Here is a 25,006-nt window from a genome sequence, read left to right on the forward strand (position 1 = left end):
GTCAAGAACACGTTCGCGCAAATCGGGAGAATAGGGCTGGGGCATGGCTCGCCTCCCGGGCCATATCCCAATCAACGCACAGACCACCCGAAGGGATTCAAGCCCAGATCAAAAGCGCTTTAGTCAATCGGCCTCGTTGAGGATGAGAAGGCCGGAAGGATAGCAGGCTCACATCCCGTTGAAATGTTGCAGCATGCGGTCCGCGTTCGGTTCCAGTCCTGCGAAGAGATGAAAGGCACCAACGGCTTGGAAGACAGCCATGCCGCCGCCAGACATGGTTCGGCAGCCGTGCGCCCGTGCCTGACGCAACAGTTCCGTCTCCAGCGGAAAATAGACGATGTCGGCCACCCATAGATCGGGCCGCAGCAGATCGATGGAAACGACCATGCCAGGATATTTGGCCATACCGAGCGGAGTGGTATTGATCATGCCATCGGCTTTAGCCAATGCGTCCGCCGGCGAGGAACTGAAGCACGCACGGTCTTGACCGAACCGCTCACACAAGGAAGTGGCGAGTCTCTGGGCACGAGATTCATCGGTATCGATAACGATGATTCTGCTCGCCCCCAAAGTTAGAAGAGCATGGGCGACAGCGGTGCCAGCTCCGCCTGCACCGAACTGCACCACACAATCGCGGCGCACATCCGATAATTCCCGCCGGAAGCTCTCGGCAAACCCCCACCAATCGGTGTTATGCCCTACACGTCGGCCATCCTTTAGAACCACGGTATTCACCGCACCGAGGGCCGCGGCATCGGGTGCTAACTCATCCAGGAGCGGGATCACGGCCTGCTTGCAGGGATGCGTGATGTTGAGACCGGCAAAGCCGAGGCGCTGGGCGGCGGTCAAAAGCTCCGGAAGGTCGTTCACATCGAGCCCAAGCACCTCGAGGTCGATCAGCTTGTAGACATAACGCAAGCCCTGCTCGGCCCCTTCCCGCTCGTGCAAGGCAGGCGTCCGGGAGGCCTGGATGCCTGCCCCTACCAATCCAACGAGAACGGACGGATAAGGCCCTATCCCTACGGCTGCTTCTGTCCAAGTTCCCGGTTTAGACAGCTGGCCACTCGCCATGACTCACGCCCTTGCCGATTGGCGGATCATGTCGAGGATGGCGCGAACCGCAACCGGGTAGCCATTCGTGCCGAGACCCGCAATCACGGCTGTCGCCACGGGCGAAACGTACGACTTATGATAGATCGGCTCGCGTCGATGAATGTTCGAGATGTGCAGCTCGATGAGGGGACCTGGAAACATCTTCAAGGCATCCATGATCGCCATGGACGTGAACGTGAAGGCGGCCGGATTGATGATAATGCCGCTACCCTCATCAATCGCCTCATGCACCCAATCGATGATCTCGTATTCCCGGTTTGATTGCCGGAATACGATCGGATGATCGGACGCAACCTCCCGACAAAGAGCTTCGACCTCGGCCAGTGTCGTGCGGCCATAGATCTCCGGCTCGCGGGTTCCCAGATGGTTGAGATTGGGCCCATTGAGAATGTAGATCGGTTTGCTCATTGGCAGTCTTCTCTCGAATGGAATTGTTTCATCCCTGGTACCCGAACAGACGAGGCAACCAGAGCACGGTCTCGGGCACGAAGGTCATGATCGCGAGAGAAACGATCATGGCGAAGAGGAAAGGCAGAGAATCTCGCACGATGTCGCGCAGAGGCTCCCCTGAGATGTTCGCCATGATGAACAGGAGCAGCCCGTAGGGAGGCGTGATCAGGCCGATCATGATGTTGACGACCACCACGACGCCGAAATGCACGAGGTCGATGCCGAGTGCCTGCGCTGTAGGAATGAAGACCGGAACGACGATCAGCAGGATCGCCGTTCCTTCCAGCACGCAGCCGAGAAGCAGCAGCAGGACATTGACGAAGATCAGGAAGCCGATCGGCGTGAGGTCCCATCCCTCAAGCAGGACCGTCACGCCCTCCGGAATATTCTCGACGGTGATGACATAATTGAACACGAGAGCGCCTGCGATCAGCATGCCGATGGAGGCGGTCGTCCTCGCGCTGACGGCGAGAGCATTGTAGAAGTCGCGCCAGCTCACGCTGCGATAGAGACCGGCGGAGATGAGAAGCGCGTAGCCCGCTGCGACGGCGGCTGCCTCGGTCGGAGTCATTATGCCGCTATAGATGCCGCCGAGCAGGACGACCGGCATCATCAGAGATGGAAAGGCCTCCCAGGTGATGCGCGGCAGCTTGCGCAGAGGAACAGGCTTTTCGACGGGGAAGTTCTTGCGACGGGCCGTGATGGCCACGATGATCATCTGACTCAAGGCCATCAGCAGGCCCGGAATGACGCCCCCGAGAAAGAGAAAGCCGATGGAGGCGTCGGACACGAGGGCATAGAGCACCATCGGGATCGATGGCGGGATAATCGGGCCGATCACGGAGGAAACCGCCGTGAGAGCTGCCGCATAGCTTCCCGTGTAGCGTCCGTCGCGGGTCATCATGGCCTGCATCATACGCCCCGTGCCGGCAGCATCAGCGATGGCCGAGCCGGACATGCCGGCGAAGATGATGCTCTGCAGAATATTGACTTGCGCAAGGCCGCCGCGGAAGCGGCCCACCAGTGCATTGCAGAAATTCATGAGTCGGTCGGTCATGCTGCCGATGTTCATGAACTCCGCAGCCAGGATGAACAAAGGCACCGAGAGAATGACGTAGTTGGAATACATGCCATTGAGCAGCTGCTCGGCGGCCGTTCCCATGTCCAGCCCCGCCAAGAACAGATACAGGATCGAGCCTGCGATCATCGAATGGCCGATCGGCAGGCCAAGAAAGGCGAGGACCGTGATCGCAACGAGCGAGATGGAGAAGGGACTGGTCAGGTTCATACGCCGGAGCTCGCTTTCGTGGGATCGAATTCATCGGGCGCCACGCCCCGCAGAGCCTGCCAGGCAATCCAGATATAGCGAATGATGGTGGCGACCGCGAAGACGATATAGATCGAGAACAGCCAGTCGAACCTGATCTTGAGATAACTTGTCCGCTCCACCTTCATGAAGGTGACGTAGTCGACGACAGCCGGGAGCGAGATGGTGTAAAGCGCGATCAACGCAAACGCGCTGACGAGCGCCATCACACGGCGAGATCCAGGGCCGACGGCACCGTAGATGATGTCGAAGCGGATCTCCTCACGCTCGCTGACGACGAAGGCAGCACCCCACTGGACGAGCCAGAGCCAAAGCACGACGCTGATCTCGTGCGTCCATCCGATGGGAAGCCCTAAGACATACCGGAAGGCGATCTGCAGGAGGAAAGCTGCAAACATCGCAGCCAGCATGGCAGCGGCAATGTTCTCGGCGCGGCGTGCCAGCCAGGAGCCGATCGCCTGTAACGATGAGGTCATGAGGGCCGTTCCTTCCTGAGAAGGCACTGAGCGAAATAAAGGCAGCTGCCGGAGCGTGACGCTCCAGCGGCCGCAGGTTCGCCTCACATCGCGTTGATCTTGTCGATCATCCCCGCAGGCCAGCTCTTCGCCAGATCAGAAGCCAGATACTTCTTCTGAGCGAATTCGCGGAACGCCTTCAGATCGGGCGTATAGATATCGAGCCCCTTTTCCTTGAAGAAGGTCGCGAGCTGCGACTCCTGCTTCAGGTGTTCCTGCGTGCTCCACTCGATCGCCTTGTCGGCAGCGGCCTGGAACGCAGCTTTCTTCTCCGGCGACAGGGTGTCCCAGACCTTGTTGGACACGGCCAGAACGTCGAAGCCAACGAGGTGCGACGTGAGCGCGATCTGCGACATGACCTCGTAGAATTTCATGTTCTGAACATTCGGCAGCGGGTTATCCTGCCCATCGATGGCGCCTGTCTGGAGGCCGGTATACACCTCCGCATAGGCCATCGGCGTGGGGTTCGCGCCCAGTGACTGGCCGAGGAACTGCCAGGCATCGCCGCCGGGCATGCGCAGCTTGATGCCAGCAAGATCCTCGGGCTTGTTGATCTTCTTGTTGGGCTTCAGGCCCACATGCCGGGCACCGAAATAGGTCGGCCCGAGAATATGAATGCCGAGCTTTTCCGAGGCCATTTTCTTCAGCTGCTGGCCGACATCGCCGGCAAAGACCTTCTTCAGATGGTCGGCGTCGCGGAAGAGATAGGCTGACGTGACAATCGACCATTCCGGGATCTGGTTCGAGATGTCCTGCGGCGCGATATTGCCCATCTCGAGGTTGCCGCGCTGCATGGCGACAAGCTCAGTCCCCTGCTTGAACAGGGTGCCGCCGTAATAGGGCTGGAGGTTGAAGCCCTGAGCCTTCAGGTCCTCGCCGAGGCGCTTCATCATATTGGCCCGGATGTCCTGCTCCGAGAAGACCGCCGAGAATCTCAAGTTTGTAGGCGCCTGAGCGCTGGCCGCTCCGCTCACGCCCCACGCCAGAAGGGCTGCACCCGCAGCCACTAGAAAGCGACGATTGATCCCGAATGCCATGGTTTCCCTCTCCTTCATATTGCCGCGCATTACTCTGCATCTTGGTCGACACTATCCGCTCTGAGAATTTCAGAATCAATAGTGATTTTTAAAAATATCTGATATTTTGGATTTCAGCCGGCATTCCAAATGCCGTGCCGTTGGGGACAGGATGGTCAGGAGTTTATTCGTAGTCAGACGTAGGTTAGTGAGGGCCGGATGAGCGTCGAGCTGCTGGCGACGTCCATTGCCGATCGGGCTTATGACCGGATCCGGGCCGATATCGTCTTCGGCCGCCTCTCCCCTGGGGCAAGGCTGCGGCTGGATCGGCTGGCGAGCCAGTATGGGGCGGGTGTCAGCACCTTACGGGAGATCCTGAGCCGCCTCTCGTCGGAAGGATTGGTCATCGCGGAAGGGCAGCGCGGTTTCGGGGTTGCCCCGGTTTCTCCTGCTGGCTTCGAGGATGTCGCGGCGATGCGGCTGCTCCTCGAAACCTATGCGCTGCCATTGTCCTTTGCGGCCGGTGACCTGGAATGGGAAAGCCGCGTCGTCGCCGCCCATCACAAGCTCGCCTTCATGGAACGGCGGATGTTGGCCGGGGACCAAGAGGGAACCGAGACCTGGAAACGCTACGACCGGGAGTTTCACCAGACCCTCATCGAGGCTTGCGGCTCCCAGACGCTACTCGATCTCTATGGTGGCGTCTTCGACCAGTATCTGCGGTATCAGATGGTGGCAGTCGTGTTCCGGGGCGGGATCGCAGCGAACGAACATCGGGAGTTGTTGAACTGTGCCCTCACGCGCAATGCCGACAAAGCATGCGCGGTGCTGACTCAGCATGTGAACGGATGCGTGGCCTATACTCTGGAGAGCGGAGCGTTGAAATGATCGACGATGTGCAGATGGTCCCGCAGCCATCCACAGTCGGGGAAAGCGCCTATCAGAGGATTCGATCCGACATCGTGTTCGGTCGCCTGCTCCCCGGCAAGAAATTGAAGCTCGACCGGCTGAAGGCCGATTATGGCGCCAGCGTCAGCACCCTGCGGGAAACCTTGAATCGCCTCCATTCCGAGCGGCTGGTGGTCGCCGAGGGTCAGAAGGGCTTCGAGGTCGCTCCCGTATCAATCGCGAATCTGAGAGAGATTGCCGCTTTGCGCCAACTCCTTGAATGTCGGGCGTTGGAGCAATCGTTCCGGGCAGGAGACATGGAATGGGAAGGCCGGGTCGTCGCTGCCCATCACAGACTCGCGCGCATGGAAGAGCGAATGGCCGATGGGGACAGGGCTCATACCGAGGAATGGAAGCGATACGACTGGCAATTTCATCAGGCGCTCATCTCGGCCTGTGGCTCGAAGATGCTGATCGACAACCATGCTGCCGTCTTCGACAAATATCTCCGCTATCAGATGATTGCCTTGAGCTACCGCGGCGAGATCGCAGCACGGGAGCACGCTCTTCTTCTGGAATGCGCTCTGGAGCGCGACGCAAAGCGAGCCTGCGAGGTGCTGACGCGCCATGTTGCCGGGGGTGTCGAGCACGCGCTGGCGACCGGCACCATCAGCTAACGACAGAAGGAGCGGCCATGCGCACGCTCCCAAGATCGAGAGAAGAAATGGACGAGGAGCATGCGCAAAGCCATTGCCACCGTTTGCCTGAGCGGCACGCTGACCGAGAAGATCGAGGCCATTGCGGCAGCCCAGTTCAAAGGCGTCGAAATTTTCGAGAACGATCTTCTCTCGTTCAATGGCACACCGGCCGAAGCACGGCGGATGATCGAGGGGCTCGGGCTCGAGACGATCACATTCCAGCCGTTCCGCGATTTCGAAGGCATGCCGGAGCCGCAGCGTTCCAAAGTGTTCGCCCGCGCCGAGCGCAAATTTGATGTCATGGAAGAACTCGGCTGCGATCTCCTGATGGTATGCAGCAACGTCTCTCCGGATTCGCTTGGTGGGATCGAGCGAGCTGCGGTCGATTTTCATGAACTCGGCGAGCGCGCCGCAAAGCGAGGCATGCGCGTGGCCTTCGAAGCACTCGCCTGGGGACGACACATCCACGATTACCGGGATGCCTGGGAAGTCGTGCGGAGAGCAAACCATCCAGCGGTTGGGCTCGTGCTCGATTCCTTCCATGTGCTTGCGCGCGGAACGGATCTGTCGGCAATCCGCTCCATTCCGTCAGACAAAATCTTCCTCGTGCAGATGGCGGATGCGCCCAAGCTCGACATGGATTACCTGTCGTGGAGTCGGCATTATCGGTGCTTCTCCGGACAGGGCGACCTGCCCATCGAGGATTTTATGCTCGCGCTGAACGCGACCGGATTCGACGGGCTCCTGTCCCTGGAAATCTTCAACGACCGTTTCCGGGCGGGCTCGGCGCGCAGCGTCGCCGTCGACGGGCACCGGTCTCTGATTGCCATGCTCGACGACCTGCGTCGGCGGACAGAAATATCATCACCCGACCTTGCGGCCCTGCCGCCCAAGGCCATGTGTTCCGGTGTCGAGTTCGTGGAATTCGCTGTCGATGAGCGAAGCGCCGTCGACCTCCAGCGGACCTTGAGCGGGCTCGGATTCCAGAAGGCCGGCATTCACCGCTCCAAGGCCGTGACCCGCTGGCGGCAGGGCGACATCAACATCGTCGTCAATGCTGACAAGGAAGGCTTCGCTCATTCCTTCAACATCACTCATGGAACCGCCGTCTGCGCTCTGGCTCTGCGCGTCGATGATGCGCCGGGAACGGTTGATCGGGCAGTTATGCTGCTGGACCAGCCCTTTCAGCAACCTGTCGGCCCCGGAGAGATGAACATCCCGGCCGTTCGCGGCCTAGGCGGGAGCCTCCTCTATTTCGTCGACCATAAGACTGGCCTGGACCGACTCTGGGATGTGGACTTTCAGACCACGGAGGCTGACGACTTCACCGGAGCCGGTTTGGGATCGGTCGACCACGTTTCCCAGTCGATGCATTACGAGGAAATGCTGACATGGCTTTTGTTCTACACGTCTCTCCTCGACGTGCGGAAGACGCCGGCTCAGACGGTGATCGACCCGGGCGGTGTGGTTCAAAGCCAAGCCATCGAGACCCATGACGGCTCATTGCGGCTGATCCTCAATGCATCCCAGAGCCAGCGTACCTTGTCGTCCCGCTTCCTGAACGATCTCTTCGGATCGGGCGTCCAGCATATTGCTCTCACGACTGGCGACATCTTCGCGACGGTCGAACGCCTCAGGGCAACCGGCGTCGACCTCCTGCCAATCCCGGAAAACTATTATGACGATCTTGAGGTGAGAACCGACCTCTCCGCGGAAGATGTGGAACGACTGCGCGCGAACAACATTCTCTATGATCGGGAAGGCACCGCCGAGTACTTCCAGATCTACACCAAAACCATGGAAGGCGGGTTCTTCTTCGAGATCGTGGAGCGGCGCAGCTACCAGGGCTATGGCGCAGTGAATGCGCCGATCCGGCTTGCGTCGCAGACGCTTCTCACCTCCATGGCTGCGCCGCCAGAGATATAGCGCTTGAAAAGCGAGGCGCGCCGACCTCAAGTGCCCATGAGCTTGCGAGTCTCCGCAACACTGGCGCTCGCCGCACCGGCGAGAAGGCGAACATCGTTGGGCAGGGTGACGAGGTCGAAGCCCCAGCCTGTCGCCTTGGCTGCATAACTCGGTGAGCCGCAATGGAGCGCGGCGCGGATTCCGGCTTGATGCGCTTTTGCCAGGATCGTCTGAATAGCTTCGAGCATCTCTGGCTCCTCCCGATCAAAGCCGACGGGATAGCGCTTTCCGGTCAATCCGAGCGTCAAATCGGCAGGACCGATATAGACACCGTCCAATCCAGGCGTCGAGATGATCTCCTCCAGATTCCGGAAGGCTTCCGCCGTCTCGATCATCGCAAAGCACAGGATGTTGTCGTCGGCTTCCATCGCATAGTTCGACCCTGCCGAGAAGTTGGCGCGCGTTGGACCGAGGCTGCGGGTGCCGCCCGGCGGATAGCGGACGTAAGAAACGAGTTCCGCCGCCTCCGCACGATTGTTGATCATGGGGCAGATCACGCCGTAGGCACCCGCATCGAGCGCCTTCATGATGGCGGCAGGATCGAGCCACGGAACGCGTACGAGTGGCGTGACCTCGCTGGCACGCATGGCCTGCAGCATGCCTACGGCCGCCTGATAATCAACGACGCCGTGCTGCAGATCGATGGTGATCGAATCATAGCCCTGCTCTGCCAGGATCTCGGCCGTGAAGGCGCTCGCGATCGACAGCCATCCGTTCAGGATAGGCTTGCCGTCCGCCCAGAGCGCTTTGATCTTGTTCGGCTTCATCACGCCTCCTGGCAACCTGACATCGCATGAATCTGATTTTGTATCCCGTGGGGAAGGCCATCGTCAAAGGAGACCGACACGGCAGATCGCATGCCAGTCTCCACTGGCCTCAGCGCCCCTTGGCCTTGCGCCAGGCGGCGAAGTCGGCAGGAGTCTGCGGGTCGGTCGGTGGATAGAGGCCCAGGATGGAGCGGCCCTTCAGAACCTCCTCCTGCACGAAATCCTCGAACGCGGTCATCTCGACGGCCTCGCTGGCGATCTCATCCGCCAGATGAGCCGGGATGACCACCACGCCCTCGCCATCGCCGACAACGACATCGCCCGGCCATACCGGCACGTCGCCGCAGCCAATGGGAACGTTGATGTCGAGCGCCTGATGATGGGTGAGGTTTGTCGGTGCCGATGGGCGGTTGTGATAGGCGGGGATGCCAAGCTGTGCGATCTCAGGAGAATCCCGGAATCCGCCGTCGGTCACGACGCCGGCGACGCCGCGCTTCATCAGGCGGGAGACCAGGATGCCACCGGCCGAAGCTGCGCGGGCATCCTTGCGGCTGTCGATCACCATGACAGCGCCGGGTGGGCACTCCTCGACGGCCTTGCGCTGGGGATGGGCGCGATCCTGGAACACGCTGATCGGGTTCAGATCCTCGCGCGCCGGAATATAGCGAAGGGTGAAAGCTTCGCCCACCATGTTGCCGAGATTGGGATTGAGCGGGCGCACATCCTGGATGAACTGGTTGCGCAAACCGCGCTTGTAGAGCGCCGTGCACAAAGTCGCCGTGCTGACGGTCTTGAGCTTCTCGCGGGTTTCCGGTTTCAGCATGGTCATGATCCTCTCCCAATCTCAATAAATCGCAGGTTCGCCAGTCGGCGCACCGAAGCTCGTTTCCAGGAAGTCGAAGTCGCAGCCCTCGTGAGCCTGCTTGATGTGCCGGGTAAACATCCAGCCATAACCGCGCTCAAAGCGAGGCTCGGGCGGAGTCCAGGCGGCACGGCGCCGTTCGAGCTCCTCATCGGAGACGTCGAGGCTGATTTTGCGCGCTGCCACATCCACCGAGATCATGTCGCCATTCTTCACCAAGGCCAGCGGCCCTCCGATATAGGCCTCCGGCGAGACATGCAGGATGCAGGCGCCATAGCTCGTGCCACTCATACGGGCATCCGACAGACGCAGCATGTCGCGCACGCCCTGCTTCACCAGCTTCTTCGGGATCGGCAGCATACCCCATTCCGGCATGCCAGGACCGCCCTGAGGACCAGCATTGCGCAGGATGAGGATATGGTCGGCGGTCACATCCAGATTTTCGTCGTCGATGGCAGCTTTCATGGATGGGTAATCATCGAAGACGAGAGCCGGTCCGGTATGCTTCAGATAACGCGGATCACAGGCACTCGGCTTGATGACACAACCATCGGGAGCGAGATTGCCTTTGAGGACCGCGAGCGCGCCCTCGGCATAGATCGGATTGTCGACGCTACGAATGACGTCGTCATTATAGACCTCCGCCTCAGCGATATTCTCGCCCAGGGTCTGGCCACTGACGGTCATGGCATCAAGATGAAGGTGATCCTTGATGCGGGTCATCAGCGCCGGCAGACCACCAGCATAATAGAAGTCCTCCATCAGGTATTTATCGCCGCTCGGCCGCACATTGGCAATGACCGGTACCTTACGGCTCGCCACCTCGAAATCGTCAAGGCCGATCTCCTGCCCTGCCCTTCTCGCCTGAGCGATCAGGTGAATGATAGCGTTGGTCGAGCAGCCCATCGCCATGGCAACGGCAATGCCATTCAGGAAGGCTTCACGGGTCTGGATGCGGCTCAGCGTCAGATCCTCCCACACCATCTCCACAATGCGCCGCCCGCATTCGGCACTCATGCGGACATGATTGGCGTCAGGGGCCGGAATCGAGGACGCACCCGGCAAGGTCATACCGATGGCCTCTGCGATCGCCGTCATCGTCGAGGCCGTTCCCATGGTCATACAGGAGCCATGGCTGCGGGCGATCCCTGCCTCCATGTTGAGCCAGTCCGCATCCGTGATCGTGCCGGCGCGACGCTCGTCCCAGTATTTCCAGGCATCCGATCCGGAGCCCAGGATCTTGCCCTTCCAGTTGCCGCGTAGCATCGGCCCCGCGGGCAAGTAGATCGCCGGAAGTCCGGCACTCGTAGCGCCTAGAAGCAGCGCCGGCGTGGTTTTGTCGCAGCCACCCATCAGGACCACGCCGTCGACAGGATGGGAGCGCAGCAACTCCTCGACATCCATGGCCAGCATGTTGCGGTAGAGCATGGTCGTCGGCTTGACATATTGTTCTGCCAACGAAATTCCCGGCAGCTCGACCGGAAAGCCTCCGGCTTGCAGGACACCTCGCTTCACGTCGTCAACGCGTAGCTTGAAATGGGCGTGGCACGGGTTGATGTCGGACCAGGTGTTGAGGATGGCAATGACAGGTCGGCCCACCCAATCCTTGGGAGCATAACCCATCTGCATCATACGGGAGCGATGGCCGAAACCCCGCAGGTCGTCGGGCGCGAACCACCGCGCACTCCTGAGCGACTCAGGCGTCTTTTTAGCAGTCATGGTGCGGACACTCGTCAGAATGAAGGAAAGTTAGGAAGAGCCGGGCGAAGGCTCAGCTCTGGAGACCCCACTTCCGGATGGTCTTGCGCTCGATGGTCCTGAAGATCAGGTTCTCGACGACGAGACCGATGATGATGACGGTGAGAAGGCCTGCAAAGACGGAGGGGATGTCGAGCAGATTGCGATTCTCGAAGATGAACCAGCCCAGACCGCCCTGCCCCGAGGACACGCCGAAGACGAGTTCCGCTGCGATCAACGTACGCCACGCGAAAGCCCATCCGATCTTCAAGCCTGTCAGGATCGACGGGAAGGCGGCGGGCGCCAGGATCTTGAAGACGTAGGAAAGGCCTTTCAGGCCATAGTTGCGTCCAACCATCCGCAGGGTCTGCGACACGCCGAGGAATCCCGAATGGGTGTTGAGAGCCACTGCCCAGAGAACCGAATGGATGAGGATGAAAACGAGGCTGCCATTGCCAAGCCCGAACCAGATCAGCGCCAGAGGCAGCAATGCGATGGCCGGCAGGGGATTGAACATGGCCGTCATCGTCTCGAGAAAGTCGGTGCCGATGCGGGTGTTGATGGCGAGGATCGTGAGGACCGCCGCGATCGTGACACCTGACGCATAGCCCATCAGGAGAACCTTGAGCGATGTCCAAGCCCGGAGCGGGAGCGTTCCGTCCTTCACCCGATCAACCATCGTGGAAAGGGTGTCGCTGAGCGTGGGGAAGAGTAGCGGATTATCGAGGTAACGGCCGTAAATCTCCCAAACGATTCCGAGAAAGATGATGATCGCCGTCTTGCGGACGAAGCCGTTGCCCCAGGCCAGCTCCAGGGTGCTGAGCTTGCGCTCGATCTCACCTGTATGCGTCTGCGCCGCTCCCGTGTCGGCGCGCATCACAATCTGTGCATTGCTCATGAGCGTCATCCCTAATGTGCGGCTTCGTCGGCGAATAGAAGCTCGTGGATATGCTTCTCAAGCTGCCCCGCGCTGCCATCCGTGGGCGAGACGCGATCCACGTCGTTCACCTCGGCTTTCACGCGCCCTGGATGGGGAGACAGGAGCAGAATGCGATTGCCGATCTTGATGGCCTCGGCGATGGAGTGGGTTACGAACATCACGGTGAATTTCGTGTCTTCCCACAGTTGTAGAAGTTCGTCCTGGCAGGTTCTCCGGGTGAGCGCATCGAGCGCTGCGAAAGGTTCGTCCATGAGCAGGATGTCCGGCTCCATCGCCATGCCGCGGGCAATTGCGACACGCTGCTTCATGCCCCCGGACAGGGTATGTGGATAGGAATGGATGGCGCGAGTGAGGTTGACCTTCTCGATATAGGCGCTCGCCCGGTCCTCGGCCGCCTTGCGCGGCAGCTTGCGGGCTACGAGCAGGGGAAACATCACGTTTTCCAGAACCGTCTTCCAGGGCAATAGTTGATCGAATTCCTGAAAGACCATCATCCGATCCGCACCGGGCTCGGTGACGTCGCGGCCCTTGATACGGATCCTGCCTTCGCTTGGACTCAGATACCCCCCGACAGCTTTGAGCAGCGTGGACTTGCCGCATCCGGACGGACCAAGCAGAACGAAGCGGTCCGATTGATTGACTTGAAAGCTGACCCTGTCGGTCGCCGTCACGAGAACACTAGGCGTTTTGTAGCGCAGCGTCACGCCACTGACATCAAGAAGAGCGGACATGAATGAATACCTGAAATGAAAGGCGGATGATGCGCCCTGCCCTTTCGCAGGGCACATCCATTGTCTCAGCTGCCTTTGAGGTCGTGCGCGATCGGAAGGTAGAAGTCCGTCCAGGATTTCGGCATCGTCTTCAGGGTGCCGATCTTGTAGAGGTGTTCGGCAAACTTCATTGTGCCCTGAGGCTCAAGGTTCCATTCCATCATGCCGGGCTGCTTCAGCCACTCGAGAAGATCTTCGGGGCTGGTCTTGTCGCCGGTGATTTCCTTGTAGATGTTAACGGCCGCCTTGGTGTCGCTGCGGATGAAATCCTGCGCCTCCTTCGACGCGGCGCGAACCGCCTCGATGACCTTCGGATTGGCCTCGGCGAATTTCGTCGTCGTAAAGAACTGACCCTGTGTGAGCGGCCCGCCAATGATATCGGGTGATTGCAGGATGATACGTGCGTTGGGCACGGTTTTCATCTCGATGTATTGGAAGGGCGGAGCGGCAAAGTGGTTCTTCACCTCGTGCTGCGGATTGGTCATGGCGACGACGGCGTCCGGATGGCCGAGCTGAACCGTGTTCGCATCGAGCTTCGCCCATTGATCGGCCCCGAACTCCTTGGCGCTGGCCATCTGAAGAAGGATAGCCTGGGTTGAAACCTTCACGGTCGGCACGGCAATCTTGTCGCCTGATCCGAAGTCCTTCAGGGATTTGATCTTGGGATCGTGCGTAACGAAAGCCAGCGGCAGTGCCGAGGATGCCACGATGCCCTTTACGCCGCCCTTGGTGCGGTCCCAGAGCAGGAGCAGGTTGCCGACGCCGGTATTGACCATGTCGACGCCGCCGGAGAGCAGCGCATCCGTCTGCGCGCCGCCACCGCTGAAGGTGATCCACTTGGTCTTCAGCTCAGGCAGACCAAGCCGGGCAGCATGCTTCTCGATGAGCTGCTGCTTTTCGATGACGTGGGTCGGCAAATAGATGATGCCGGGTTGGCGCGTGATGGAAACTTCGCTTTTCTGCTGCGCCGAGGCGGTGTTTGCGAGAGCAAATAACCCAACGGCAGCCGTCACACCGGCGCATAGACGCCTCATCTGCTTATTCATGGTGCTTCCTCGAGATGGGCTCCTCTTGTCGGGAGCCTTGATGGCCAAGATCGGCTTATTTGTCCGATGCCTCATACACTAATGCATTAGTGCATCCGAGACAAGTGTGGTATAGAAGGGGTCGACAAAAGTTCAGGTTCTTCCGAATGGCGCCACCTCGCACAGTCCTTAGCCAGCCGATCCCGACCGCACCCTCCGATCGCCTTGAGCGGGGCCGCCAAGCTGCGCCCCAGGTCTTCGAGCGTCTGAGGGAGATGATCATTTCCCTCACCTTGGCTCCCGGGACTGTGCTGAACCGACTTACCCTCCAGAAGGAATTTGGTCTCAGCTCGACTCCGATCCGTGATGCCCTCTTAAGGCTCCAGGAGGACGGTCTTGTCGATATTTTCCCGCAGCATGCGACCGTGGTCAGCCCCATCGACCTCACGCTTGCGCATCAGGCGCACTTCCTGCGGCGCTCGCTGGAACTTGAGATCGTGCGGGGCTTGGCGCTCGCTCCGGATCCTCGGCTGATTGCCAGGCTTCAGGGCTTTCTTGCGCAACAGCAGGCCCTTATGGAGGCGGAAGACTTTGAAGCTTTTTCCGCAGCCGACCAAGCCTTTCACCAGCATCTCTACGAAGCGGCCAGAATGAATGACCTATGGGTTCTCGTGCGCAGCCGCAGCGGGCATATCGATCGACTGCGCCGCCTCCATCTTCCGACTCCGGGCAAGGCGCAGGACATCGTGCAGCATCACAGGTTGATCGTGCAGGCGATTGCGGATGGACAGCCGGAAGAAGCCCAAAAGCACTTGCGTCATCACCTCTCCGGCACTTTGTCTCATGTGGATGAGATCAGAGCGAAGTATCCCGGTTATGTGAGAGGCTAGAGCTGTTTCCATTTGGGTGGAATCATCTCTCTTCTTGGCTTGCCGCATTTTTTGACGGCAAACCCGATCCACTTCGCCGAAAGCGCGCTAGAGTCTTTAGAGCCTAGCGAGGCGCTGAAGATGCGCCTTTACAATGGCTTCGGGCCTATCGAGACATATCTTCTAGCCCAAAGCGCAGCCTGAGTGCGATTGCAGGCGCCGATCTTCTTCAGAATGGCCTTGACATGGACCTTCACAGTAGCCTCGGACAGATTAAGCTTGCGTGCAATGACCTTGTTGGGTGCGCCCTCAGTCAAGCAAGTCAAAATTTCCGTCTCTCTGCAGGACAATTTCCGACTTTGATGGCTGTTGACGCTCTCTACCATCGAGACCCCAGCAGGTTCATGATGGGTGTTATGTGCGTCTACTCCTGCAATCGGGAGAACAATCGTTGCGGGAAGCACGGGTTCCCCTAGCATCACCAGTTCGAGTGACTTAACGAGCACATCCTGGTTATGGGTCGAGAGACAGAACCCGTGAACTCCCGCGCCCCAGGCTGCGGACACGGTGCCGGGATCAAAGGCATCCGCCAGTATGACAAACCGTGCCGCGGGAGCATGAGCTTTCAATCGTCGAACCAGATCGACGGCTCCGCTGGTGAAGCTGCTTGCATCAATGATGAAAAGTGCAGAGAACTCATTCTCGATAGCGGGCAGGCTCGAGAATCCGTCGACGATGTCATGCCACACGACAAAATCTGCATTGGGAAGGATGCTCTCCAGTCCAAGTCGAAGCAATGGATTGGTGCAGACGGGAAAAACGATTGCCGGGGAGCTACCTTTATCGTCAAGCACCAAATGTGTCCCGTTCGCGCTTTGCAGTGACATGATTTGGTCGCCTTTTCTTCGAGCGGAAATGTTTTTCTTCTTTACCTAGGCTCTGGGCATTCATTGTATGACGTAGACGATTTTTCGGGATGTCGCATCGACGATCAGACGATAACCGTCGACGACCGCATAACGATAGGTTTCATGCTTCGGGATAGGGTATAGTTCGATCGTCTCGGACAGGCTTTCTCCGGGAGATATCCCCCGGTCGAGAGTTGCGACCGGGAAATTCTCCTGTCCCGCATTCAGGCGAGCCGAAAGGTCCGCCGCAATGTTACGAACGGTATCAGGAATAGGGTGCGACTGAATTGACGATGTCGCAGTGGCCGGATCTGGTGCGTTCGGCACCGTTGTGGGTGCCGCAACGGTGCCCACAGAGAATACGGCGAAGGCCAGATGATACGCGGCTCTCATACCCATCCTCTATCACTCGCCAAGTTGGACAGAGAACGGCGCGGCTCGCGGGTTTATTCCACCTTTCTTAGAAAAATTCTCAAAACTGGCAGGCAAGTCCTTCACGAGGTCTTAGACCAACAGCTTAACGGTGAGCCTCAGCGAGAGCCCTAGCTTCCGCCTCATCGACAAGAGGCCGGTCGGCACCAATGCTTTCCAGGTACGCCGCCATCGGGTCCCCTCCTCCGCTGGGCGTGAATTCAGCATCGTTGATGGCTTTTGCCAGGGCGATGGTCGCGTTCCATTCACCGTTGCGGCAAGCAACGGCTTCTGCTGCCGCAGTGAACGATTGAAGCCGGAATTCACGGCACAGGGAGCCGTTTGCAAGACGATAGGTCGAAATCACCCGCAAGCGGCCAAACGGCAGTTCCACGTCCTTTCCAGACGCAATCCTACTCAATTCACGATGAACCAGCGGACTCTCCAGATGCCCCATCAAACTGTCCGTCCCTGGTCTACCTTGCCAACCAGCGAAATAGCCCAAAGCAAGCGCCACGGCAGCAATGGACGCCGCCAGAGCCATCGGCATGAACGAACCCTTTCGCGCAAGCCGCTCGTGCCGCGGCGCCTTGAGAGCAGGCTCTGCATCCAGCCTATTGGCATCCTCATAGGCGTTAACCTGAGCCGATACAGCCGCCCGCAATTCGGGCGGCACATCAGGCATCAAGGCGACAGAGAGTGCGGAACGGGTCAACCGGCGGCTCTGCTGAAAATCCATGATCCGCTTGGCCACAATGGGATCCTCTGCCATCGCTTTGGCAACGGCAGCGGCCGTAGGCTCTTCGAGTTCGCCGTCGGCAAAGGCCATCAGGATCTCATCACTGAGATGCAACCGGGACATCACTATTGCTCCGCTCTTGCTTTTCTTCAGCCCCCTAGGCGGCGGCTGTCATCTCCATCAGCCGCTTGCGCGCGCGCGCAAGGCGACTCATGACAGTCCCGATGGGGACACCCAAGACCTCGGCCGCCTCCCGATAACTGAGATCCTCGGCGCATACGAGGACGAGGACCTCCCGGTGCTCCTGAGGCAGATCATCGATGGCTCGTTGGACCTCAGATAGAACCAGCCTGTTCAGGATTGTCCCCTCCCCTGGATCTCCGACAAGCTGTGTTTGCAGTGTCACATCTTCCATCATGCCTTCAGTTCTCATCCGTCGCAGGTGATCGATCCAGTAATTGCGGAGAATACGAAACATCCATGCATCGAACTTTGTCCCCGGCGTCCAGCTATCCGAATTAGCAAGCGCACGCTCGCAAGCCCCCTGGACGAGATCGTCCGCAAGCGGCTGTGAGCGACAAAGCACCAGTGCAAAGCGCCTCAGCCGCGGCAGGAGCGCCACCAATTCCTGTCCTATGGCTGCCGGCATTCCTCCTCCGCATAGTCTCTTTGCATCATAACGGAGAACCTAGCCGCTTTATTCCAATCTCAAGTGGGAGAACTTTCGAATGACGAACGAAGCGGGCGGCACCGGCATAAATATGTCGTCGGGAATCCGCCGGCTCTGCCAATGCAAAAAGGGCGGCCGGATCGGCCGCCCATAGCTGAATTCAAGAGGTGGCGCGCTTTAGCGGATCACCTGCACGATCTTGCGGCTGCTCGGCTCCACCAGTACCGGAGTATTGTTCACAACCGTGTACCGGTAGCCTTTCACCTTGTACTCGGCAGGGACCTCGTGATAGGTCACGCCACTTTCCGGGAGAACCGCGCCGACGCGAACCTCTTCCCTGTAGGTATAAGAAGGCACGCGCTGCGTCGTCACATACTGACGGAACTGCGGCTGCTGCTGATCGGCGATACCACCCACGATGGCTCCCGTGACACCACCCACGGCCGCTCCAACCGGACCGCCGACGATCGCACCGCCAACCGCGCCCGTGGCAGCGCCGGCGGCAGCACCGCCCGACTGCGCGAAGGCAGCAGCAGGCACAAGAGCGGCGAGAGCAGCGGCTGCATGAAGGAACTTCTTCGACATGATCATACTCCTGAATGAACATTCGGGCTTTGCACCCGGCAACCGATAACGCGTCATTCTTAAAGTAGTTTCAAAGCAATTCTCGGCCCATGTGGCCAAACTCAAGTTACTGATAAGCATGAACAGAGGCTGAGCACCATCTACCATGATTATACACTTCGCCGTTATTCATCTTCTGTTCATCTGAGCCTTCGATCCAGCATTGCTTTCGGAGCCGCGCCGACAGAAACTCTGAACAGAGCGTCGCCGTTCGCTAAGCCCATTCTGCTATCCATCAAGTCTCCGGCCATCACTTGAAACAAACCCTGTGCCTTAGCCGTTATTGTCGTTTGGAGGCGCTTCCCGAAATCGATTGCAGAATGTCTCGCTGGATATCCGACTGCAAAGGTGAACCGTTTCGATGAAACCACGTCAGCGCACTCTTCTGATTGCGGTATCGTGCCTTGCCCTTGCGTGCCCGGTGAAGGTCCAGATCGATATCGCCGAGAGCGGTGGCTTAGCCTTGGAGAACGCACTCGCGACAGCTAAGGAAGGCAATAATTCCGGCGGAAAAGACGGAGGCAACGGAAACGGTGATTCAGGCAGCACTGGTAACGCCGGGAACAATGGAAGTTCCGATAATAGTGGGAACGCTGGGAGCAAAGGGAGCACAGGTGGCAACGGCACCTCGAGAAATAGCGGAGCTGCAAGTGCTGCCGGGAGCAATGGGAACGGCAAGGGAAACAGCAACGCAAGTGAAGGGGGAAGCCAAAGTGGTCGAAGCAACGGCAACACGAATGCGGGGCAAAGCAATTCCGGCAACCGCGGAAGCGCCTCAAATCAAGGAGGCACTTCGAATTCCGGAAAGTCATCAAGTCAGGGAAGTTCCTCCAGCCAAGGCAATGCATCTGGACAAGGAAAGTCCTCAGATAAGGGAAAGACACCGAATCGGAATGCTGGCGCTCCAGTTGGAATTGGTAGTTCCACATCGACCGTAACCAGGGGATTGTCGGCTCTTTTCGGAGCTATCTCTGACAGCCTTCGCCCCCGCACGGGGGCACCGGTAAGATCCGTTGAGAAAGCCAAAACTCGCAAGAGCGCCGCGAAAGCAAAATCGACATCAAGCAGTGCCGGATCGAAGAAAACTGAATCCTCGCGCGTGGACAAAGCAGGCAAAGTGCAAGCGGCGGTCGGCAAGGGGAACGCAAGACAGGCGAGCACGACGGAGCTCAATGCAGGCAAGGCATTGCCTTCCCGGCCTGCCATGCCTGCAGCAGCGGTTGATCGCCCTCTCCCTAAACCCGCTCGTGCCATGCGTTCGATCGTAGCGCTTGGCGTGACGTCGGCTGACCTGGCTCGGCTGAGCGCACAAGGATTCCGCGCTGAGATGCAGACGAAAGGAACCCTTGCGAGCGTTGTCAGGCTCGTCCCACCACGCGGAATGTCTCTTGGCGAGGCGCAGCGCCGGGTGCGTATGGTCGACGCAGATACGGCGACCGATTTCGATCATTACTATTACACGGATGAAGGTTCCGGCTGCACGGGACCAAGCTGTGAGGCTATTTCACTTGTGGGCTGGAGCGGATCCGCCTCCGAACAATGCGGCCCCCTCCCGACCATCGGCCTCATCGATACAGGCATCAATCGCGATCATGAATCTCTGAAGGGACAATCGATCGAAGTCCTGTCCGGGCTTGAGCTCCGCGGCAACCCGTCTCAGCCCGATCATGGGACGGCCATGGCCGCCATCCTTGTCGGGCGGAACGACAGCGGCACGCCTGGGCTTCTTCCTGGCGCACATCTTCTCGCCGTGGATGCGTTCTATCGCAATGGTGGAACGGCGGACCGAACGGACGTGATTACCCTCGTCCGGGCCTTGGAGATTCTGGCTGAACGCAATGTACGTGTTGTCAACATGAGCCTGTCCGGCTCGCCCAATGAAGTCCTGAAGCGGGCGATTGCCTCCGCCCAAGCGAAAGGCATGATTATCGTGGCCGCGGCAGGCAACAACGGTGCGGGTGCAGAACCATCTTATCCTGCTGCCTACCCGGGCGTGATCGCCGTCACAGCCGTTGACAGGAATCTCACCATCTACTCCCGGGCAACCCAAGGCGAATATATCGACATGGCCGCGCCCGGAGTGGATCTGTGGGTCGCCTCTGCTGGGGGTGGCGGGACCATCAAGAGCGGGACATCCTATGCTGTGCCGTTCATATCGGCCGCAGCAGCGATCCTCACTGCGTCCAGCAGCACAGTGAATGCAACAGACCTTCAGGCGGCGCTTGAGAGCAGCACTCTCGATCTGGGCGCGCCAGGGCGCGACAAAACTTATGGTTACGGGCTGCTGCAAGCAGCCAATCTTTGTTCGCCTCGCCAGGACGAGACACCTGTTGCACACTCGGCGGCTGAGAAAAGCTCTGAACTTCCCTGATCGGCTTTTACGGTCAATCGCTCCCTTCATTCAAGAAGAATGAACCAGGCAATGGCTCGGAAGTGCTATGCACTTCTATCGCGATAGGGCAAAATAAGACTCTCGAAGAGGAGAGTGAGTCATGAAAGCGCTGGTGCTCGAGCGCAAGGACGAACTCAGCTTGCGCGATATCCCGGTTGATGAAAAGCTTGGACCTCGAGATGTCAGGATTGCTCTTCGAACGGTCGGCGTCTGTGGGAGTGACGTGCATTACTACACGCACGGCGCTATTGGGCCCTTCGCGGTCAAGGAGCCGATGATCCTCGGGCATGAGGCCGCGGGCCAGATTGTCGAGGTCGGCCCGGCCGTGACGGAATTTAAACCCGGCGACCGCGTCTGCATGGAACCAGGGATTCCGGATCCGGCGAGTCGCGCAACACGTCTGGGAAAGTACAATCTCGATCCAGCCGTGCGGTTCTGGGCAACCCCGCCGGTACACGGCGTGCTCCGCCCGACGGTCGTCCATCCGGCCGACTTCACCTTCAAGCTTCCGGATCATGTCTCATACGCCGAAGGTGCCATGGTCGAGCCTCTCGCCGTTGGCATGCATGCCGCCACTAAGGTTCAAGTTCAGCCCGGCGACCTCGCTGTCGTCATCGGCGCAGGGCCAATCGGGATGGTCACGATCCTGGCCGCTTTGGCGGCCGGTTGCTCGCGGGTCATCGTGAGCGACATCCACGAGCCGAAACTTGCATTGGCACGCTCCCTCGGCCCCGTCGTGCCGGTCAATGTCCGGAACCAAAATCTTCTGGACGTTGTCAAACGCGAGAGCGCCGATTGGGGCGCGGATATCATTTTCGAATGCTCAGGCTATCTGCCTGCCATGGCGGAGATGTTCGATCTCGTCTGTCCTGGCGGAAAGGTTGCGCTGGTCGGCATTCCCCTTGAACCATTCCCCTTCGACGTCAGCAAGGCTCAGGTGAAGGAGGCCAGGGTCGAAAGCATCTTCCGCTATGCCCATGTCTATCCGCGGGCGGTAGCGATGATCGCATCGGGGAGGATCGACGTGAAGCCGCTGATCACTGATCGCTTCGCTTTCAAGGACAGCGTCGAGGCCTTCGACTTTGCCAAGGCGATGCCTCCGGCTTCCGTGAAGGTGCAGATCGACATGCCTGCCTGACCGGCCTCAAAGGCTTCCGTTCAAGTAGCGCTGCAGGGTGGCGCGGGTTCCATCACGCCACAGGCTGTTCAGGGCCGTCTCGAATCGGGAGCGAAACTGTGGAGCATCCGCGACATCGCCGAAGATATCTCGTAGGTCGAGGAAAGACGCTGGATCATCCTTCGCGGCCAAAGCGGCCGGTGTCAGGCGGCTCGCATTGGGATCGTCGAGCTTGAAAGGCTCACCGGCATCGGTTGCTCCCGCACAATACCGACACCACAGGGCGGATTCGAGAGCCAGCCCCGTGACATCAGCGCCCGCCTTCAGCCGATCCCGCGTTGAGGGCAGGATGAATTTGGGCTGCCGGTTGGAACCGTCTTGGGCGAGCCGCGGAATCGTATCGCCCACATCCGGATTGGCGAAGCGTCGGGCGATCAGCTGATAATAGTCGTGCAAATCGACACCTGGCACGGGCGGCACGCAAGGAATGATATCGTCGGTCTCGAGCTTATCGAGGAAGCCCCGCACCAATGGATCTGCCATGGCGTCGTGCACGAAGTGAAACCCTAAGAGACCTGCCGGATAAGCGATGGTGGCATGGCCGCCGTTGAGGATGCGCAGCTTCATCAGCTCAAAGGCCGCCACATGTGGCGTGAACGTGACGCCGACATCCTCAAGTGCTGGTCGGCCCGTCGGGAAATTGTCTTCCAGCACCCATTGGCGGAACGGTTCGCAGAAAACAGGCCAGTTATCCTTGATGCCGAAGCGCTCCGCCAGAATGGCGCGCTCCCGGTCCGTCGTCGCCGGCGTGATGCGATCGACCATGCTGTTGGGAAAGGCCACCTGCTCTCGCACGTAAGCCGCCAGAACAGGATCCACGAGATCGGCAAGACCTGCCACCGCATCCTTCGCCACCTGCCCGTTATGGGGAATGTTGTCGCACGACATCACCGTGAAGGGTGCAACTCCTTGATCACCGCGGCGCTTTAATGCGGCAAGGAGAACACCGAACACGCCTTTGGGCGCATCCATATGCGCGGCGTCATAGACGATGTCGGGATGCTCGGGATTGAAAGCCCCCGTTGCCGGATCGATGCAATAGCCGCCTTCCGTGACGGTCAGGGATACGATCCGCAAAGCCGGATCGTCGAGAGCATCGACGATGGCGCGTCCATCCTCGTTGACAGGCACGAAGCCCGCCATGGCTCCAGTCACCCGAGCGACATTGGCGCCGGGCTCGAGTTCCACCACCGTGGTCAGCCAATCCTGAGGCTCCAGTGCCTGGCGCATCGCTCTATCGCCCGCACGGATGCCCGCGCCGATCAGAGCCCAATCGCGGTTCTTTCCGGCATTGAAGAGGTCGTCCAGATACACGGCCTGATGGGCGCGGTGAAAATTGCCGACGCCAATGTGGAGGATGCCGGCCTTGAGCTCCTCGCGGGCATAGCGAGGCTTGGCGACACTGCCGGGTAGGTTCGCGAGATTGGCAAGGTTCAAGCTCTGGCTCATAGCGGTTGGACCTGATCGGGCATGGAGGAAACGCGGTTCGATGGAGCGGCTTCCGGCGCAGGAATCATGCGCGTAGAACCCGTGATGATGTCAACCGCCTTGTCGGCGATGGCCAGCACCGGTGCATTCGTGTTGCCGCTGGTGATCGTCGGCATGATTGAGGCATCGACGATCCTCAGGCCTGCAATGCCATGCACTGCCAGATCCGGCGAGACCACAGCAAGCGGATCATCGTCGCGACCCATGCGACAGGTGCCGACCGGATGGTAGTTGGTCTTCACCGTTCTGCGGCAGTGCTCGGCCAGATCTTCATCCGAACTGATCGCCTGCCCGGGGAAGAGTTCCTGTTCGATCATGTCCCGGATGGGACTCGTCGCGAGAACCTCCCGCGCATAGCGCAGCCCGGCCATGGTCAAGCGAAGATCGTCCGGATCGGCAAAGGTCTGCGGATCCACCAGCGGCAATGCTTTTGGATCGGCGGATGCGAGGCGCACGGATCCGCGCGCCTTCGGACGCAGCAGACACGGGTTCAACGTCACTCCGTGCGTCGGCTCTACACCAGAGACGTCGCGGTCGAGATAGACCGTCGGAACGCAATAGAGCTGAATCGCTGGCCGCTCACTACCATCGGGATCGATGAAGGCGCAGGCCTCTACGCCGGTCGTCGTGACCGCTCCCGATTTGAACAGCATGTATTGCAACCCATTTCGCAGCTTCGCCAGGCCGCGATCCTGGCCGAAATAGCCGAAGGCTCCGGATGACGCAGCGATGATGGGAACCTCATGGTGATCCTGCAGATTCTGGCCGACGCCGGGCAGATCGGCAACAACCTTGAGTCCGAGCCTGGAAAGTTCGTCGGCAGGACCGATGCCGGAGAGCATCAGAAGCTTCGGCGTCAGATAGGTTCCGGCCGCAATGATCACCTCCGCATCGGCGAAGACTCTCTCCGATCCGGAAGGTCCGACAAGGTCTATGCCTGTTGTGCGGTCCCGCTCTATATGGATATGAGTGACCGTCGTCTCCGTGAGCAGGGTCAACTTCGGATCGGCGAGAACGGGCCGGAGGAACGCATTGACCGCACTGCACCGACGGCGTGTGGCCCAGTCGATCGTGTGCTGCATAAAACCAACACCGTTTTGCCGGGCTCCATTGAAATCGGCCGTATATGGGACACCCAATGTCTGCATTGCCTGCACAAAGACGCGGCTCATGGCGGAGTGCTGTCCCAGATGGGAAACTTTTAAGGGACCGCTGACACCGTGATAAGGTGCGCCCAGGTGATCGTTCCCTTCCTGCCTGATGAAATGGGGCAGAAGATCCCTATAGCTCCACTCGGCACCGCCCAGGGCCACGTCCCACCCATCGTAGTCCTCCGCCTGGCCGCGGATATAGACCATGGCGTTGACTGCGCTGCCTCCACCGAGCACCTTGGCCTGCGGCACGATGGGCGCGCGACCGCCAAGCTGCTCCTGAGGGAGAACGTGGTGCATCGTGAGATAAGTGTCGCGGGCGAGAAACTTCATATAACCCGCCGGCATCGCAAGGATCGGACTTACCCGGCGAGGCCCTGCCTCGACGAGCAGCACCCTGGCGCCATTCTCGGCCACGAGACGGCTCGCGACGACGCATCCTGCACTGCCGCCGCCAACAATGATATAGTCAAATCGTTTCGAGGCCATAATCCGCCTCTGGAA

At 59.5% G+C, this 25,006-nt stretch carries 25 protein-coding genes; 7 read left to right on the forward strand and 18 right to left on the reverse strand.

Annotated features, from left to right (window positions below):
• Window positions 1-168: 168 nt before the first annotated feature.
• From ACS5Q1_RS01015 to dctP, 5 genes are all read right to left on the reverse strand, one after another.
• Window positions 169-1,017, reverse strand: a complete 849-nt coding sequence (locus tag ACS5Q1_RS01015; RefSeq protein WP_473096632.1) for a shikimate dehydrogenase — start codon at window positions 1,015-1,017, stop codon at window positions 169-171.
• Between the two features lie 57 nt (window positions 1,018-1,074).
• Window positions 1,075-1,521 (reverse strand): type II 3-dehydroquinate dehydratase, encoded by a 447-nt coding sequence (locus ACS5Q1_RS01020; protein ID WP_473096448.1) that lies wholly within the window; start codon window positions 1,519-1,521, stop codon window positions 1,075-1,077.
• A gap of 28 nt (window positions 1,522-1,549) precedes the next feature.
• A complete protein-coding gene (locus ACS5Q1_RS01025) occupies window positions 1,550-2,851 on the reverse strand; it encodes a TRAP transporter large permease (protein WP_473096449.1) in 1,302 nt (433 codons plus the stop codon).
• The gene (locus tag ACS5Q1_RS01030) at window positions 2,848-3,366 is read right to left on the reverse strand and encodes a TRAP transporter small permease (RefSeq protein ID WP_473096450.1); all 519 of its coding nucleotides are present in this window, start codon (window positions 3,364-3,366) and stop codon (window positions 2,848-2,850) included. Before ACS5Q1_RS01030 ends, ACS5Q1_RS01025 begins: the two co-directional genes overlap by 4 nt.
• A gap of 83 nt (window positions 3,367-3,449) precedes the next feature.
• The gene (dctP, locus tag ACS5Q1_RS01035) at window positions 3,450-4,442 is read right to left on the reverse strand and encodes a TRAP transporter substrate-binding protein DctP (RefSeq protein ID WP_473096451.1); all 993 of its coding nucleotides are present in this window, start codon (window positions 4,440-4,442) and stop codon (window positions 3,450-3,452) included.
• Window positions 4,443-4,640: 198 nt separating this feature from the next.
• On the opposite strand from dctP, the gene ACS5Q1_RS01040 reads away from it, so the two are divergent.
• Genes ACS5Q1_RS01040 through ACS5Q1_RS01050 form a run of 3 tightly spaced genes read left to right on the forward strand, consistent with a single transcriptional unit; the run spans window position 4,641 to window position 7,933 of the window.
• Window positions 4,641-5,309, forward strand: a complete 669-nt coding sequence (locus ACS5Q1_RS01040; RefSeq protein ID WP_473096452.1) for a GntR family transcriptional regulator — start codon at window positions 4,641-4,643, stop codon at window positions 5,307-5,309.
• Window positions 5,306-5,986, forward strand: a complete 681-nt coding sequence (locus tag ACS5Q1_RS01045) for a GntR family transcriptional regulator (RefSeq protein ID WP_473096453.1) — start codon at window positions 5,306-5,308, stop codon at window positions 5,984-5,986. Before ACS5Q1_RS01040 ends, ACS5Q1_RS01045 begins: the two co-directional genes overlap by 4 nt.
• Window positions 5,987-6,046: 60 nt before the next feature.
• Window positions 6,047-7,933, forward strand: a complete 1,887-nt coding sequence (locus tag ACS5Q1_RS01050; protein ID WP_473096454.1) for a bifunctional sugar phosphate isomerase/epimerase/4-hydroxyphenylpyruvate dioxygenase family protein — start codon at window positions 6,047-6,049, stop codon at window positions 7,931-7,933.
• Between the two features lie 26 nt (window positions 7,934-7,959).
• On the opposite strand, the gene ACS5Q1_RS01055 is transcribed toward ACS5Q1_RS01050, so the two are convergent.
• The 6 genes from ACS5Q1_RS01055 to ACS5Q1_RS01080 all read right to left on the reverse strand — a co-directional run bounded on the left by ACS5Q1_RS01055 (window position 7,960) and on the right by ACS5Q1_RS01080 (window position 14,082).
• Complete coding sequence (locus tag ACS5Q1_RS01055) at window positions 7,960-8,739, reverse strand: HpcH/HpaI aldolase family protein (RefSeq protein ID WP_473096455.1); 780 nt, start codon at window positions 8,737-8,739, stop codon at window positions 7,960-7,962.
• 109 nt (window positions 8,740-8,848) lie between these two features.
• Window positions 8,849-9,568, reverse strand: coding sequence for a ribonuclease activity regulator RraA (locus ACS5Q1_RS01060; protein ID WP_473096456.1), 720 nt, complete (start codon window positions 9,566-9,568; stop codon window positions 8,849-8,851).
• Between the two features lie 15 nt (window positions 9,569-9,583).
• Complete coding sequence (araD, locus tag ACS5Q1_RS01065) at window positions 9,584-11,320, reverse strand: L-arabinonate dehydratase (RefSeq protein ID WP_473096457.1); 1,737 nt, start codon at window positions 11,318-11,320, stop codon at window positions 9,584-9,586.
• 52 nt (window positions 11,321-11,372) lie between these two features.
• A complete protein-coding gene (locus tag ACS5Q1_RS01070; protein ID WP_473096458.1) occupies window positions 11,373-12,236 on the reverse strand; it encodes an ABC transporter permease in 864 nt (287 codons plus the stop codon).
• An 11-nt stretch (window positions 12,237-12,247) separates the two neighbouring features.
• The gene (locus ACS5Q1_RS01075; RefSeq protein WP_473096459.1) at window positions 12,248-13,009 is read right to left on the reverse strand and encodes an ABC transporter ATP-binding protein; all 762 of its coding nucleotides are present in this window, start codon (window positions 13,007-13,009) and stop codon (window positions 12,248-12,250) included.
• 65 nt (window positions 13,010-13,074) lie between these two features.
• Window positions 13,075-14,082 (reverse strand): ABC transporter substrate-binding protein, encoded by a 1,008-nt coding sequence (locus tag ACS5Q1_RS01080; RefSeq protein WP_473096633.1) that lies wholly within the window; start codon window positions 14,080-14,082, stop codon window positions 13,075-13,077.
• Window positions 14,083-14,240: 158 nt separating this feature from the next.
• On the opposite strand from ACS5Q1_RS01080, the gene ACS5Q1_RS01085 reads away from it, so the two are divergent.
• A complete protein-coding gene (locus ACS5Q1_RS01085; RefSeq protein ID WP_473096460.1) occupies window positions 14,241-14,963 on the forward strand; it encodes a GntR family transcriptional regulator in 723 nt (240 codons plus the stop codon).
• Window positions 14,964-15,091: 128 nt separating this feature from the next.
• Here the strand turns inward: ACS5Q1_RS01085 and ACS5Q1_RS01090 are convergent, their stop codons facing one another.
• The 5 genes from ACS5Q1_RS01090 to ACS5Q1_RS01110 form a co-directional block, all read right to left on the reverse strand.
• Window positions 15,092-15,829: a LuxR C-terminal-related transcriptional regulator gene (locus ACS5Q1_RS01090; RefSeq protein ID WP_473096461.1), complete on the reverse strand. Its 738-nt coding sequence runs from the start codon at window positions 15,827-15,829 to the stop codon at window positions 15,092-15,094.
• Between the two features lie 60 nt (window positions 15,830-15,889).
• Complete coding sequence (locus tag ACS5Q1_RS01095) at window positions 15,890-16,243, reverse strand: DUF1236 domain-containing protein (RefSeq protein WP_473096462.1); 354 nt, start codon at window positions 16,241-16,243, stop codon at window positions 15,890-15,892.
• Between the two features lie 124 nt (window positions 16,244-16,367).
• Window positions 16,368-17,123 carry a hypothetical protein gene (locus tag ACS5Q1_RS01100; protein WP_473096463.1) on the reverse strand — a complete coding sequence of 252 codons (756 nt, stop codon included), beginning with the start codon at window positions 17,121-17,123 and terminating at the stop codon, window positions 16,368-16,370.
• A gap of 34 nt (window positions 17,124-17,157) precedes the next feature.
• Window positions 17,158-17,649, reverse strand: coding sequence for an RNA polymerase sigma factor (locus ACS5Q1_RS01105; RefSeq protein WP_473096464.1), 492 nt, complete (start codon window positions 17,647-17,649; stop codon window positions 17,158-17,160).
• 198 nt (window positions 17,650-17,847) lie between these two features.
• A complete protein-coding gene (locus tag ACS5Q1_RS01110) occupies window positions 17,848-18,255 on the reverse strand; it encodes a DUF1236 domain-containing protein (RefSeq protein ID WP_473096465.1) in 408 nt (135 codons plus the stop codon).
• A gap of 572 nt (window positions 18,256-18,827) precedes the next feature.
• On the opposite strand from ACS5Q1_RS01110, the gene ACS5Q1_RS01115 reads away from it, so the two are divergent.
• The 3 genes from ACS5Q1_RS01115 to ACS5Q1_RS01125 all read left to right on the forward strand — a co-directional run bounded on the left by ACS5Q1_RS01115 (window position 18,828) and on the right by ACS5Q1_RS01125 (window position 21,824).
• Window positions 18,828-19,232, forward strand: coding sequence for a hypothetical protein (locus ACS5Q1_RS01115; RefSeq protein ID WP_473096466.1), 405 nt, complete (start codon window positions 18,828-18,830; stop codon window positions 19,230-19,232).
• Window positions 19,233-19,621: 389 nt separating this feature from the next.
• Complete coding sequence (locus ACS5Q1_RS01120) at window positions 19,622-20,665, forward strand: S8 family serine peptidase (RefSeq protein ID WP_473096467.1); 1,044 nt, start codon at window positions 19,622-19,624, stop codon at window positions 20,663-20,665.
• 121 nt (window positions 20,666-20,786) lie between these two features.
• Window positions 20,787-21,824, forward strand: coding sequence for an NAD(P)-dependent alcohol dehydrogenase (locus ACS5Q1_RS01125; RefSeq protein ID WP_473096468.1), 1,038 nt, complete (start codon window positions 20,787-20,789; stop codon window positions 21,822-21,824).
• 6 nt (window positions 21,825-21,830) lie between these two features.
• On the opposite strand, the gene ACS5Q1_RS01130 is transcribed toward ACS5Q1_RS01125, so the two are convergent.
• Entirely contained in the window at window positions 21,831-23,312 is a 1,482-nt protein-coding gene (locus tag ACS5Q1_RS01130) for a mannitol dehydrogenase family protein (protein WP_473096469.1), read from the reverse strand.
• Window positions 23,309-24,991 carry a GMC family oxidoreductase gene (locus tag ACS5Q1_RS01135; RefSeq protein ID WP_473096470.1) on the reverse strand — a complete coding sequence of 561 codons (1,683 nt, stop codon included), beginning with the start codon at window positions 24,989-24,991 and terminating at the stop codon, window positions 23,309-23,311. Before ACS5Q1_RS01135 ends, ACS5Q1_RS01130 begins: the two co-directional genes overlap by 4 nt.
• Window positions 24,992-25,006: the final 15 nt, after the last annotated feature.

Source organism: Microvirga sp. GN3 (genome assembly GCF_055792825.1).

Coding starts and splice junctions, on each gene's coding strand:
- ACS5Q1_RS01090 (WP_473096461.1), bottom strand. CDS start 15,829: ATGTCACTGCAAAGCGCGAACGGGACACATTTGGTGCTTGACGATAAA.
- dctP (WP_473096451.1), bottom strand. CDS start 4,442: ATGGCATTCGGGATCAATCGTCGCTTTCTAGTGGCTGCGGGTGCAGCC.
- ACS5Q1_RS01110 (WP_473096465.1), bottom strand. CDS start 18,255: ATGTCGAAGAAGTTCCTTCATGCAGCCGCTGCTCTCGCCGCTCTTGTG.
- ACS5Q1_RS01125 (WP_473096468.1), top strand. CDS start 20,787: ATGAAAGCGCTGGTGCTCGAGCGCAAGGACGAACTCAGCTTGCGCGAT.
- ACS5Q1_RS01055 (WP_473096455.1), bottom strand. CDS start 8,739: ATGAAGCCGAACAAGATCAAAGCGCTCTGGGCGGACGGCAAGCCTATC.
- ACS5Q1_RS01135 (WP_473096470.1), bottom strand. CDS start 24,991: ATGGCCTCGAAACGATTTGACTATATCATTGTTGGCGGCGGCAGTGCA.
- ACS5Q1_RS01100 (WP_473096463.1), bottom strand. CDS start 17,123: ATGTCCCGGTTGCATCTCAGTGATGAGATCCTGATGGCCTTTGCCGAC.
- ACS5Q1_RS01080 (WP_473096633.1), bottom strand. CDS start 14,082: ATGAGGCGTCTATGCGCCGGTGTGACGGCTGCCGTTGGGTTATTTGCT.
- ACS5Q1_RS01130 (WP_473096469.1), bottom strand. CDS start 23,312: ATGAGCCAGAGCTTGAACCTTGCCAATCTCGCGAACCTACCCGGCAGT.
- ACS5Q1_RS01040 (WP_473096452.1), top strand. CDS start 4,641: ATGAGCGTCGAGCTGCTGGCGACGTCCATTGCCGATCGGGCTTATGAC.
- ACS5Q1_RS01030 (WP_473096450.1), bottom strand. CDS start 3,366: ATGACCTCATCGTTACAGGCGATCGGCTCCTGGCTGGCACGCCGCGCC.
- araD (WP_473096457.1), bottom strand. CDS start 11,320: ATGACTGCTAAAAAGACGCCTGAGTCGCTCAGGAGTGCGCGGTGGTTC.
- ACS5Q1_RS01050 (WP_473096454.1), top strand. CDS start 6,047: ATGCGCAAAGCCATTGCCACCGTTTGCCTGAGCGGCACGCTGACCGAG.
- ACS5Q1_RS01105 (WP_473096464.1), bottom strand. CDS start 17,649: ATGCCGGCAGCCATAGGACAGGAATTGGTGGCGCTCCTGCCGCGGCTG.
- ACS5Q1_RS01120 (WP_473096467.1), top strand. CDS start 19,622: ATGCAGACGAAAGGAACCCTTGCGAGCGTTGTCAGGCTCGTCCCACCA.
- ACS5Q1_RS01095 (WP_473096462.1), bottom strand. CDS start 16,243: ATGAGAGCCGCGTATCATCTGGCCTTCGCCGTATTCTCTGTGGGCACC.
- ACS5Q1_RS01075 (WP_473096459.1), bottom strand. CDS start 13,009: ATGTCCGCTCTTCTTGATGTCAGTGGCGTGACGCTGCGCTACAAAACG.
- ACS5Q1_RS01070 (WP_473096458.1), bottom strand. CDS start 12,236: ATGAGCAATGCACAGATTGTGATGCGCGCCGACACGGGAGCGGCGCAG.
- ACS5Q1_RS01025 (WP_473096449.1), bottom strand. CDS start 2,851: ATGAACCTGACCAGTCCCTTCTCCATCTCGCTCGTTGCGATCACGGTC.
- ACS5Q1_RS01085 (WP_473096460.1), top strand. CDS start 14,241: ATGGCGCCACCTCGCACAGTCCTTAGCCAGCCGATCCCGACCGCACCC.
- ACS5Q1_RS01060 (WP_473096456.1), bottom strand. CDS start 9,568: ATGACCATGCTGAAACCGGAAACCCGCGAGAAGCTCAAGACCGTCAGC.
- ACS5Q1_RS01020 (WP_473096448.1), bottom strand. CDS start 1,521: ATGAGCAAACCGATCTACATTCTCAATGGGCCCAATCTCAACCATCTG.
- ACS5Q1_RS01045 (WP_473096453.1), top strand. CDS start 5,306: ATGATCGACGATGTGCAGATGGTCCCGCAGCCATCCACAGTCGGGGAA.